Raw genomic sequence first — 12,601 nt, forward strand, 5'->3', positions numbered from 1 at the left:
AATTGGCGCGATTGACAATATACGTAAAGATCATGACAAGCCTGAAGCCACAACTCACCGGCCCGTTGGTCGTCGCCCTTCTCTATGATGGTCTCTGCACATTCGAATTCGGCATCGTCGCCGAAATCTTCGGCCTGCCGCGCCCGGAAATGGGGGCGGACTGGTATCGCTTTGCCAGTTGCCCGATTGAGGACGGCCCATTGCGCGCGCATGGCGGTTTCGTCATTACCCCGGACCATGGGCCGGAACTGATTGACGAGGCCGACATCATCATCGTGCCCGGTTGGAAAGGCGCAGATATTCCCGTGCCCGAGGCGATCTGCGAAAGACTGCGGAACGCACATCAACGGGGTGCGCGGCTGGCTTCAATCTGTTCCGGCGCATTTGTACTGGCGGCGACGGATCTGCTTGACGGCGGTGAAGCCACGACCCATTGGCGCTATGCGCAAGCCTTGCGCGACAGACACCCGAGTATTGCAGTCGATGATGCATCGCTCTATCGCGAGCACGACCGCATTTTGACCTCTGCCGGAAGTGCCGCCGGAATGGACCTACTGATCGAAATCGTGCGGCAGGACTTTGGGCCTGTGGCTGCCAATTCCGTCGCCCGCCGTCTGGTCATGCCAGCCCATCGCACAGGCGGACAGGCACAGTTTCTGGAAAGACCGGTCGCCAAACGCGAAGGCACCGAAATCAGCCCCCTCCTCGACCGGATCAGGAGCAATCTCGCCTCGGAATGGACCATCGAACGGATGGCCAGCGAATGCCGTATGAGCGCCCGCACTTTTCTGCGGCGCTTTGCAGAGGCGACCGCCACCACACCCGGCGACTGGCTGGTTGCCGAACGGGTGACGACCGCCAAGCAACTGCTCTGCCAGAGTCCGGCCAGCATCGACGATATCGCCGCTTCCGTGGGCTTTGGGAGCGCCTACACGCTGCGTCACCATTTCCGGCAGAAGATCGGGATCAGCCCTGCGGAATATCGCAGACGCTTCCTCGCGGAACCGTCATCCAACCGCAATAAAAGCTTCAAATAACTGCAATGGAAGGCCTTTAGGCACAAAGCGTGTTTCACCGATGCCTAAAGGACATCCCATGAAAAAGCTCCTGCTTGCCGCAGCCCTCGCCTTGACCGCTGCCACTGCCGCATCTGCTTCCGACTATGTTTCCTATCTCGACTATCCGCAGAAGGAACAGGACGGGAAGGAATTCTTCACGGCCATCGAAATCCCACAGGGCAGCTTCACCAAATACGAAATCGACGACAAGACCGGCCATATCGTTGTCGACCGCTATCAGTCGATGCCGGTCATCTACCCGGCCAATTACGGTTCGATCACCAGCACAGTGGCTGGCGACGGCGACCCGCTCGACGCGCTTGTTTACACGCGCGAGCCGATCGTACCGGGCGCCATCATCAAGGTTCGCCCGATTGGCGTTCTCAAGATGATCGACGGCGGTGAAAAGGACGACAAGATCGTGGCCGTTCCGACCTCGAAGATCGATCCGACCTACGACGATATCAAGGAAATCACCGACCTGCCGAAGATCGAGCAGCAGCGTCTGGAAGCTTTCTTCCGCGTTTACAAGCAACTGCCGGAAGGCCGCAAGGCCGTGGAACTCGGTGGCTTCGATACGGCTGAAGCCGCACAGAATGAAGTTGCCGGAGCCATCAAGGCTTTCGCGGAAAAGAACAAGAAATAAGCAGATATTTTCTAGAGCGGTTCCGGTTAAAACGGAATCCTGGAACCGCTCTATCTACTTGTTTTTACGCATTGTCCTACGCAAAACAGCTACGCACTTTTGCTGGAAATGCTCCAGGCGCATCGCAAGAGCTTCAGGATGCGTTTCATCTGCAAACAAAAAGGCCGCTCAACGCGGCCTTTTTCATTCTGCTGTAGGGCGCTTTAGTTGGCGCCCAGAACGTCGGTGAAGGCCTTCTCGCCCGGCACACCCTTTTCAAGGCTGATCAGCGCGCGGCGACCGTTGCGATAGGATACCGGAATATCAATCCATTGCAGACGGCGCATCAGCGACAGGTTGGTGTCCTGCGCAGTGCGGGCGTCGTTGAGCCAGATGATGAAGAAATTATCCGCGATCTTGGACGGAACCGCGATCAGCGGGTTGCCCGCCGCCTGTTCCGTATCCTTGAAGGTGATGCGCTGGACATTGTCGATTGCGCCGCCGGAGAAACCATCCGGAACGGTGAACACCATTTCAATCAAATGGCTGGCCGGAATAGACTGATCCGTATTCTTCCGGATGGTCATTTTCAGCTGAACATTGCTCGTCGGCATTGTCACCGTGCCACGCACCGCCGGTTCTTCCGGCTGTCCGTCACCCGGGCTTTCCTGAATAACCGACCAGACGACATTGCCCTTTTCCACGGAACCGGATTCGGTGCTGCCGCGCTCTTCATAGAGCAGCGCCTGCTGACCGACAGCCACAGCCTGCTGCGCAGCTGGCGTCTGTTCGCTTGGCGTCGCCGGAGTGCCAGCTTGCGAACCAGCCGGAGAACCGGATGGCGTTGAAGCTGCCGTGGACTTGCCTTCGCCGAGGCCAGCCGCACCGCCAGCCGGGCCTTCATCGGTCTCGCTGCCATCCGGCATCAAACGTTGGGTGAGCTTCTGCTCGCCAGCTGGTTGCTGCGGCTGCTGTTCAGGTGTCGGCGTGGTTTCATTATCTGCCGTATGGCTGTCAGCAGGAGGTGGCGTCGCAGTGCTGTCACCACCGCTGGCAGCCGGGGTCGACGGCGCATCATTGCGCCCGAGGCTCGATGCGAGTTCCTGAATCTTGTCCTTGTTGGCCCACACGCCATAACCAGCACCGCCCAGAACGAGTACGGCGATGAGACCGGCAATCAGGCCCTTATAGGAGCGCTTTTCCTTGACGGCACTGCGCTCGATATATTCGCTGCGGCGTGCTTGGGCCTTTTCCTTGGCGCGGTCGATTTTCCAGTCGCCGCTGCGTTCCGCGCTGAAAGACGCATCTTCATCATGCTCGGACGCCCGCGTTTGGCGCTCTGCAGCCGGCGCAGCGGAAAAAGCGCTGTCGTCATCGTCTTCATGATGCGCACGCGACGCGCTTACACCCTGATTCGCTTCCTGCAGGAAATCCTCAAGCGCATCATTGACCGGATCTGGGGCTGCTGCGGCTGCTGCGGCAGGAGGCGCATAAAAAGCTTCGACTTCGGCAATCGCATCTTCAAGAATGTTGCGCTGGCGTACCGCCACAGCCTGCGAGGCGTTTGCCGTCACAAGCTTCTGCTCGATCGTTGCGCGCGCCTTCGCGTAAACGCGCTGGCGCAATTCAGGCGATTTGTCCGCCTGCGCATCGATCGTCTTTTTCAGTACAGCTACAAAATCCGCCATTCCGTCTTACCCGGTTTATTGCCCGTTCAGATACCACAAGCACTGGATGCAATTAAATGTCCCAATAATCACAATAATCAAGGGAAAGCAAAGTGTCTGGCAGTAATTAAGCGAAGCTTTTCAAAACGATGAGGCGAAATAGCGGCAGATTTGACAAAGCTTCGAGCATTTTCTGGCCAATCTGAACCACCGGACACCGCTACAACGCTTAAAAACTGAAAACCCGAAGCAGTTTATGCAAAACTGCTTCGGGTTGATCAATAGCGCAACCTTGAAAAGATCAATCCTGGAACGGATCGGTGACCAGGATGGTATCCTCGCGTTCCGGGCTGGTGGACAGCATAGCCACCGGAGCGCCGATCAGTTCTTCGATGTGGCGAACATATTTGACAGCCTGCGCTGGCAGATCGTTCCACGAACGGGCACCTGCCGTCGTTTCCGACCAGCCCGGCAGCGTTTCATAGATCGGCTTTACGCGAGCCTGCGCGCCCATGGAGGACGGCAGATAGTCGATGCGCTTGCCATCGAGTTCATAGGCAACACAGATCTTGATTTCGTCCAGACCGTCGAGAACATCGAGCTTGGTCAGCGCGATGCCGGTGATGCCGGAAGTGCGAACCGTCTGACGCACGATCACGGCATCGAACCAGCCGCAGCGGCGCTTTCGGCCCGTCACCACGCCGAATTCATGGCCCTTGGTGCCGAGGAATTCGCCGATTTCATCATGGAGTTCCGTCGGGAACGGACCTTCGCCAACGCGGGTCGTGTAAGCCTTGGTGATGCCCAGCACATAGCCGATCGCCGTCGGGCCGAGACCCGAACCGGCAGCAGCCTGACCGGCGACGGTGTTGGACGAGGTCACGAACGGATAGGTGCCGTGGTCGTTGTCGAGCAGTGCGCCCTGTGCGCCTTCGAACAGGATGCGGTCGCCAGCCTTGCGGCGCTCGTCGAGCACGCGCCAGACCTGATCGATATAAGGCAGGATTTCATGGGCAACCGAGGTCAGTTCCTTGAGGATCGTCTCAACGGCGATTTCTTCAAGACCCATGCCGCGGCGCAGCAGATTGTGGTGCGACAGCAGGCGCTCAACCTTTGGCTCCAGCGTTTCTGGCTCGGCCAGATCGATGACGCGGATGGCGCGACGGCCGACCTTGTCTTCGTAAGCAGGGCCGATACCGCGCTTGGTGGTGCCGATCTTGAGGCCCGAATTGGAGCCTTCGCGCATGGCGTCGAGATCGCGGTGGATCGACAGAATGAGCGGTGCATTTTCGGCAATGCGCAGCACGTCCGGAGAAATCTCAATGCCCTGCGCGCGAAGCTTAGCGACTTCAGAGACGAAATGATGCGGATCGACCACGACGCCATTACCGATGACGCTGAGCTTGCCGCGCACCAGACCGGAAGGCAGCAGCGAAAGCTTGTAGCTGACGCCATCGATAACAAGCGTATGACCGGCATTATGACCGCCCTGATAGCGCACGATGACATCGGCGCGTTCGGACAGCCAGTCCACGATCTTACCCTTGCCCTCGTCGCCCCATTGCGACCCGACGACAACCACATTTGCCATTTAAGAAAACTCCTCGGTCGGCATTACAGCCGTTGATAGCCCAAGGATCGCAAGCTTCCCCGAAAGGTTCACGGGGTGCTGATCCCTCGTCTCTATACAGACTGAATCCCGCTTACGCGACTCTTTCGTGCAAAAAAATCACGATTTTTGAGAACACGGTGGACAGAAGAGGCGCTTAGGTCGCTTGAGATTCCGTTTATGACGAGGCGAAAATGGTGGGATTTGAGAACCGGAGCGGAATGTACTTCCATGCATAGTCCCGAAAAGTTGCAGACTTTTCGGATAAGACTATGCGTAAAAGAGAACGACATGAGCACCGGAAGCGAAAAAGTCACGCCATTTGCAGACCGTCAGAAGCGGAATATCTGCGAGTTTTTTTCCCACGCACATCCAATCCGAAAACCGGTTCCCACTTTTCGGGATGTGCTCTATCCCGCGCGAACCATATAGATGGCATCATCCGAATAGCTTTTCAGCTTTTCTTCCAGTGCGGGCAGGTCGCGGGAGACGAAGCCCTTCTTTTCCCAAAAACCTTCGGAATTATTCACGGCCACCAGTGACATGGTGAAAAAGCCGTCGGTCTCGGCCTGGGCAGCCATCAGTTCCAGTACGCGCGTGGCTGCACCTGCGGAGCGGGCAGCGGGCAAAAGCGCAATGTCGTGGATGTAATAGGTGCTGGTATCTTCCGGCAACTCGCCGAGAACGGAATTCAGCGCGGGAACTGTATCGAGTTTCCAGGGATGGCTGATACCATAGCCCAGAATGTCATTGTCACGGGCATAAACGAAACATCCCGCCGGGTAGAGCTTGAAGCGGTCCCGGAAGACCGCCTCATCCTCGAAAAAGTCGAGATGGACCACATTGGCTACCACAGTCACGCGCTCGATATCCTGCTCGTGCATGCGCCGCCATTCCGGCTGTGCCATCTCTTCAGTCATGTTTTCAAACTTCTCCGACGTTAAACTCAAGCGGTGTTGCCGCCTTGATTGCCTCCTGAGCTATCAGTTCGTCAAGTGCTGCATGCGGAATCTGTTCATCCACATAGAGCATGGCAATGGCGTCACCACCGGGATGGTCGCGTCCGAGCGAGAAATTTGCGATGTTGATATTGTGCTTGCCGCAGATCGTGCCGAGCAGGCCGATCATGCCCGGAACGTCCTTGTTGGTGACGTAGAGCATGTGCGGACCGACCTCGGCATCGAGGTTGATTCCCTTGATCTGGATGAAACGCGGCTTGCCATCCGAGAAGCAGGTTCCGGCAATCGAGCGCTCGCGCAGCGTCGTGCGGACGGTCAGCTTGATATAGCCGTCAAAAATGCCGGACTTGTCGCGCCTTACTTCCGAAACGATGATGCCGCGTTCCTTCACCATGATCGGTGCCGAAACCATGTTGACGTCGGCAACCTGCGGGCGAATGAGACCAGCCAGAGCAGCACTCAAAAGCGCGCGCGTGTTCATGCCGGAGGTGGAGCCGTCGAACAGCACTTCCACTTCCTCGATCGGCTCATCGGTCACCTGACCGACAAAGGCACCGAGAACTTCCGCAAGCTTCACAAACGGGCGCAAACGCGGCGCTTCTTCAGCCGTGATCGACGGCATATTGATGGCGTTGGAAACCGCACCCTTGACCAGATAGTCCGACATTTGTTCGGCCACCTGAAGCGCAACATTTTCCTGCGCTTCCGAGGTCGACGCACCCAGATGCGGCGTGCAAACGACATTCGGCAGGGAGAAAAGTTCATTCTCCGTCGCTGGCTCGACTTCGTAGACGTCGATACCGGCACCGGCCACATGGCCTGATTTCAGCGCGGCAATGAGGTCCTTTTCGACGATCAAACCGCCGCGGGCGCAATTGACGATGCGAACACCCGGCTTGGTCTTGGCGAGGCTTTCCGCATTGATGAGGTTGCGGGTCTTGTCGGTCAGCGGCGTGTGCAGCGTGATGAAGTCGGCGCGGGCGAGCAGCTCGTCCAGCTCCACTTTCTCCACGCCCAGTTCCTGTGCACGCGCTTCGGACAGGAACGGATCGAAAGCAACAACATGCATCTTGAGGCCGATGCCACGCGTGGCGACAATCGAACCGATATTGCCGCAGCCCACGACGCCGAGCGTCTTGCCGGTGATTTCCACACCCATGAAGCGGTTCTTTTCCCACTTGCCTGCGCGGGTGGAAGCGTCTGCTTCCGGCAACTGACGCGCCACGGCGAACATCAGCGCAATGGCATGTTCTGCCGTGGTGATCGAATTGCCGAACGGCGTGTTCATCACGATGATACCGCGACGCGATGCAGCCGGAATATCGACATTGTCCACACCGATACCGGCGCGACCGACAACCTTGAGATTTTTGGCAGCAGCGATCAGCTTTTCCGTGACCTTGGTGGCCGAACGAATTGCCAGACCATCATACTGACCGATGACTTCGAGAAGCTTTTCCTTATCCTTGCCGAGATCGGGCAAGTAATCGACTTCAACACCGCGATCCTTGAAAATCTGGACGGCAGTGGGTGAAAGCTTATCGGATACGAGAACGCGAGGTGCCATTTGGGCCTCCTTTTGTTTTGAGCACGTCTTGTCCGAAAGCCGTTTCACACTTTTCGGGATGTGCTCGAACATGTCCTGACCAAGCATTTCAAGCAATGAGCTTGCAGATGCGCAACGCATTTGGCTCATTCTGGCTCATGCGAAATGCTGCAAATATTGGGGAATGCGAGCCGTGGCCTAACCGGTGGCCAGCCACGGCCTAAGCAGGAGCGCGCCTCAGGCAGCAGCCTTGAGTGCGGCTTTCTGTGCTTCAAAAGCCCAGTCGAGCCAATGGGTCAGTGCTTCCAGATCGGATGTTTCGACCGTGGCGCCAGCCCAGATACGCAGGCCCGAAGGCGCATCGCGATAAGCGCCGATGTCATAGGCGACGCCTTCTTTTTCCAGCGCCGTGACGATGCCCTTGGCAAAAGCCGCCTGAGCTTCGGCAGAAAGCGCCGTCACTTCAGGATCAACGATGGTGAGGCACACGGAGGTGTTGGAGCGATTTTCCGGCTTGGCGGCCAGATTGGCGATCCATGGCGTCTTGGCCACGAAGGCGTCCAGAACGGCAAAATTGCTGTCGGCACGTCCGACAAGCCCGTCAAGACCGCCAATCGACTTTGCCCAGTTGAGCGCATCGAGATAGTCTTCCACGCAGAGCATGGAGGGCGTGTTGATGGTTTCGCCAACGAAGATGCCTTCAATCAGCTTGCCGCCGGAAGTCATGCGGAAAATTTTGGGCAGCGGCCATGCCGGCTTGTAGCTTTCCAGACGCTCGACCGCACGCGGGCTGAGGATCAGCATGCCATGTGCGCCTTCGCCGCCCAGAACCTTCTGCCAGGAGAAGGTGACGACATCGAGCTTCGTGAAATCCAGACGCTGCGCGAAAGCCGCAGAGGTTGCATCGCAGAAGGTCAGGCCCTTGCGATCAGCCGGGATGAAATCGCCGTTCGGAACGCGCGCGCCAGACGTGGTGCCATTCCAGGTGAAGACGACATCGCGGTCGAAATCGACCTGCGAAAAATCGACAATCTCACCGTAAGGCGCTGTGAAGGTGCGCACATCTTCGAGCTTGAGCTGCTTGGTCACATCCGTCACCCAGCCCGCACCGAAGCTTTCCCACGCGACCATATCGACGCCACGCGCGCCGAGCATGGACCACAGCGCCATTTCCACAGCGCCGGTATCGGATGCCGGAACAATGCCGATACGGTAATCGGCAGGCACCTGCAGGGTTTCGCGGGTAAGGTCGATGGCGTCCTTCAGCTTGGTCTTGCCGATTTTCGCGCGATGCGAACGGCCAAGAGCGGCATCGACCAGCGCATTGAGCGACCAGCCGGGACGTTTTGCACAGGGACCGGATGAAAAATTAGGGTTAGCCGGGCGAACTACCGGCTTCGCAATCGTCGTCATGTTGTTTCTATCCTCTCAGATAGCACGCGTCTCGGTGGGGAGACGTGGCCCACTGAAGGGAATAGCGGAAAGCGCATTTTTCCACAACATGGCTTTTCGGGAATATTTTACCCTGAAATTCGACAGGAAGCCGCCAGCCGTAGAACGGTCTTGCAAGAATGGAAAAAGGGCCCGGAGGGACCCTGTCTTCAGTCAGCTTCTGACAACATGAATTACCAGGTCGTGAAGCGAATACCGGCGCGCAGCTGATGCGACTTGATATCCTTGTCGCTGATCGTGATGCCGTTGCCGCTGATCACATCGCCACTGCTGATGACACCGTAACGATAGCCGAGATCGAGCTTGATGTTGGAAGCAACGTCGATGCCGACACCTGCCATCAGTGCCCAGGCAAAGCGATAATCATCGTCGGACTTGAAGTCGCCAGCGCCCGTGTCAAAGCTATAGCGCACATTGGCAAAGCCGAGACCACCACCGAGATAAGGCGTGAAGCCGGAGAAATTGCCAAGATCCACATAGGCATTGGCCATCATGTCCCAGATGCGGGCTTCGGCTGGGAAGCCGTCCATATCCTGCTTGGAATAGCTACCGGTCACGTCGGCGCGCAGATAATCGGTGAACTGATAACCGATACCGACCGAAGGCACGAAGTTCTTGTCCAGATCGAAGCTTTCGGAAACGCTGTTTCCAAACTGGTCTCGGGCCGTAAGTCCGGTTTTCGAAGAAATGTTATAACCAAGATCGCCGCGCAGATACCAGCCAGAGCCGACTTCCACAGGCTGTGCTTCGACGACAGGTTCGTAACCAACGGCATCGAGATCGGCCGCCGAGGCAACGGATGCAACACTGAGACCCGCCAGAGCAACCGCCGACAGGTTGAGAGCACGCCACTTCGCAAACATGATGAGATCCCCGCTCATAAGAATAGTCTCAATTATGAACGCCTATGGTTAATGCCTGATAAAAATCGGGAGATATTTAAGGAATGCCGCAAAGAAAAAGGCCTGGAGAACCGGGCCTTTGACGATCAGATAACAGAGGTGTCTTACTTGTAGACGGGGCCATCCACAATGGTCGAAACCTGCTGCGGCGCGTAAGGCGCGCTCGATCCGCCGAACATATAACGCAGGCCGACGCGGACGTCGTGGATGTCCATGCCCTTGTCATAACCGTCGCCGAGATACTGACCGCCCTCGAACATCTTGCCGCCGTTGATATGGCGATAGCGATAACCCGCATCCAGCTTGAGGTTCTGGGTCAGATCGACGGAAGCACCAGCCATGAGGGCATAAGTGAAACGCCAGTTGGCCGCACCATCCACAGAACCGCCGTAACGTGCGTCCTCAATGTCGTTCCAGCGTACGCGGGTTCCACCGATACCGGCGCCGACATAAGGCGTGAAGCCAGCAAAGTTGCCGAGATCGACATAAGCATTGGCCAGGATGGACAGCGCCGAGAAATGGCTGCGTTCGTCGGAGGCGCAGGAAGCGTCGCCGTTACAGGCCGAACCGTAGGTATGGCCCTCGAATTTCGAACGGGTCATATAGTCGACCGTCAGATCGGTACGGAAGTAATCCGTCAGCTGATAGCCGACACCGCCGCCGATCAGGAACGAACCTTTCAGATCACCTGACAGCGTGTTGCTGCCGAATGTCGAAGGACCGCATTCGCAATTGTCGATGGTTGCATAATCCGCGTCCTTGAATTTCGGCTTCGAATAGCCGAGATCGCCACGCAGATACCAGCCGCCAACAGCAGGCGGCGCTACAACCACTTCCGGAACCACTGGCGGTTCAATCAGATCCGCTGCCAGTGCGCCCGTGGCCATCATGGCGACAGATGCAGCCAAGCCGCCGAAAAAAGTTTTCACAAGACCGTTCATCGTCTGCCCCATAGAAATATCATAACGCCGGAGCGTTATCCTCGCTTTCAATAGGGACAATAGATTTTAAAAGTTAATTACAACTTAACCTTGTTTTTTAACGATACTTTTTAATAAATCTTAGAGATAGCTAAAATAAAAATGGCGCGTCAGAGGCGCGCCATTTTAACTATTAAGGTTATTATCAAATCACGCGGCGTTACCCACCGACGAAATAACATCAACGATATCGTTAACCACCTTTTCAACCAGAACGCGATCATCGCCTTCCGCCATAACGCGGATGAGCGGCTCGGTTCCCGATGGGCGGATCACGAGGCGACCTTGCACGCCAAGGCGCTCACGCGCTTCATCGATGGCATGCTTTACATTCTTGTTTTCCAACGGTTTGCCGCCAGCGGTGCGCACATTCTTGAGCAATTGCGGCACCGGCTCGAACTTGCGGCAAATGTCGCTGAGCGGCTTTTGGGCTTCCTGCATGACAGCAAGAATCTGCAAGGCAGAAATCAGGCCGTCGCCCGTCGTCGCGAAATCCGACAGGACGATATGGCCGGACTGTTCGCCACCCACATTGAAGCCGTGTTCGCGCATATGCTCGACGACATAGCGGTCGCCAACCTTGGTGCGAGCAAGCGTCAGGTTGTGATCTGTCAGAAAGCGCTCCAGTCCGAGATTGGACATGATGGTCGCAACAATGCCGCCACCGGTCAGGCGGTCGGTATTGGCCCATGATTCGGCAATCACCGCCATCAGCTGGTCGCCGTCGATCACCGACCCGGTTTCATCGACCAGAAGTACGCGATCCGCGTCGCCATCGAGCGCGATGCCGACATCGGCGCGCAGTTCCTGAACCTTCTTCATCAGGCCAATCGGATGCGTCGAACCGCAATCCTCATTGATGTTGATGCCGTTCGGCTCGTTATTGATGGTGATGACTTCAGCGCCTAGCTCCCAAAGCGCAGCCGGAGCCACCTTATAGCCAGCGCCATTGGCGCAATCGATCACCACACGCAGACCGTTGAGCGCGATGTTGCGCGGCATGGTACGCTTGGCAAACTCGATATAGCGGTAAATATCGCCGTCAACGCGCTTGGCCTTGCCGATTGCGCCATGGCTTGCCAGCAGCGACGACAGATCGCCCTCAATCAGCTTTTCAATCTGAATTTCGATCTCATCCGAAAGCTTGAAGCCATCAGGGCCGAACAGCTTGATACCATTATCGTAATACGGGTTGTGCGAGGCCGAAATCATAACGCCGATATCGGCGCGCAGCGAGCGGCAGAGCATGGCCACAGCGGGCGTCGGAATCGGTCCGAGCAGGAACACGTCCATGCCCGCCGCTGTGAAACCGGCAACCAGCGCGTTTTCCAGCATATAACCCGAACGGCGCGTATCCTTGCCGATCACCACCCGCGAAACCTGACCCGAACGACGGAAAATATGCCCCACCGCCATGCCAACTTTCATGGCAATATCCGGCGTCATGGGGAAGCTGTTCGCCTGTCCGCGAATGCCATCAGTTCCGAAGTATTTCCGTGTCATATGTTTAGCCTTGCGTTGAGCCACGTCGCTATCCCGGTGCCGTCGATATATGCCGCTCATTTCAACCAGAGCGCAATAGTCGCGCAGGCCCGCAACTTTGACAGCTATTTGACGGGTTAATACCCTAAAATGCCTGTTCTATGCAATTTCGTCTTTGGCAGGGTCAAAAGCGATCCCGGCTTCTAAAGTTGTATCCTTCAAAAGATCATGCGCCGAAATTGTTAACCGAGCCTTTGCGGCGGTTTGAAGTCGTCAGGACATAGACAAAAAGAAAGCCGGGCGAAACCCGGCTTTCGTCGT

Annotated in this window: 10 protein-coding genes; 2 read left to right on the plus strand and 8 right to left on the minus strand. The window is 56.8% G+C overall.

Annotated elements, in window-relative coordinates; translation table 11 throughout:
• The first annotated feature begins 32 nt into the window (after positions 1 to 32).
• Together ftrA and FHW00_RS15010 are read left to right on the plus strand one after the other, a co-directional pair.
• On the plus strand, positions 33 to 1,037 hold the full coding sequence (gene ftrA / locus FHW00_RS15005; protein ID WP_078339464.1) for a transcriptional regulator FtrA: 1,005 nt from the start codon (positions 33 to 35) through the stop codon (positions 1,035 to 1,037).
• A 58-nt stretch (positions 1,038 to 1,095) separates the two neighbouring features.
• Positions 1,096 to 1,704, plus strand: a complete 609-nt coding sequence (locus FHW00_RS15010; protein WP_078339465.1) for an inorganic diphosphatase — start codon at positions 1,096 to 1,098, stop codon at positions 1,702 to 1,704.
• Between the two features lie 203 nt (positions 1,705 to 1,907).
• Here FHW00_RS15010 and FHW00_RS15015 read toward each other — a convergent pair whose 3' ends face one another.
• From FHW00_RS15015 to glmM, 8 genes are all read right to left on the minus strand, one after another.
• Positions 1,908 to 3,371, minus strand: a complete 1,464-nt coding sequence (locus FHW00_RS15015; RefSeq protein ID WP_078339466.1) for a transcriptional regulator — start codon at positions 3,369 to 3,371, stop codon at positions 1,908 to 1,910.
• A 280-nt stretch (positions 3,372 to 3,651) separates the two neighbouring features.
• Complete coding sequence (locus tag FHW00_RS15020; RefSeq protein ID WP_078339467.1) at positions 3,652 to 4,941, minus strand: adenylosuccinate synthase; 1,290 nt, start codon at positions 4,939 to 4,941, stop codon at positions 3,652 to 3,654.
• Positions 4,942 to 5,369: 428 nt separating this feature from the next.
• Positions 5,370 to 5,879 (minus strand): GNAT family N-acetyltransferase, encoded by a 510-nt coding sequence (locus FHW00_RS15025; protein ID WP_078339468.1) that lies wholly within the window; start codon positions 5,877 to 5,879, stop codon positions 5,370 to 5,372.
• A gap of 4 nt (positions 5,880 to 5,883) precedes the next feature.
• Positions 5,884 to 7,485, minus strand: coding sequence for a phosphoglycerate dehydrogenase (gene serA, locus FHW00_RS15030; protein ID WP_078339469.1), 1,602 nt, complete (start codon positions 7,483 to 7,485; stop codon positions 5,884 to 5,886).
• 216 nt (positions 7,486 to 7,701) lie between these two features.
• Positions 7,702 to 8,877: a phosphoserine transaminase gene (locus FHW00_RS15035; protein ID WP_078339470.1), complete on the minus strand. Its 1,176-nt coding sequence runs from the start codon at positions 8,875 to 8,877 to the stop codon at positions 7,702 to 7,704.
• 212 nt (positions 8,878 to 9,089) lie between these two features.
• Positions 9,090 to 9,779: an outer membrane protein gene (locus FHW00_RS15040; RefSeq protein ID WP_078339582.1), complete on the minus strand. Its 690-nt coding sequence runs from the start codon at positions 9,777 to 9,779 to the stop codon at positions 9,090 to 9,092.
• Positions 9,780 to 9,922: 143 nt separating this feature from the next.
• Positions 9,923 to 10,759, minus strand: coding sequence for an outer membrane protein (locus tag FHW00_RS15045; protein ID WP_078339583.1), 837 nt, complete (start codon positions 10,757 to 10,759; stop codon positions 9,923 to 9,925).
• 189 nt (positions 10,760 to 10,948) lie between these two features.
• Positions 10,949 to 12,301: a phosphoglucosamine mutase gene (gene glmM, locus FHW00_RS15050; protein ID WP_078339472.1), complete on the minus strand. Its 1,353-nt coding sequence runs from the start codon at positions 12,299 to 12,301 to the stop codon at positions 10,949 to 10,951.
• Between the last annotated feature and the right edge of the window lie 300 nt (positions 12,302 to 12,601).

This window comes from Ochrobactrum sp. P6BSIII (genome assembly GCF_014138065.1).
In the GTDB taxonomy this organism is placed as follows: Bacteria; Pseudomonadota; Alphaproteobacteria; order Rhizobiales; family Rhizobiaceae; genus Brucella.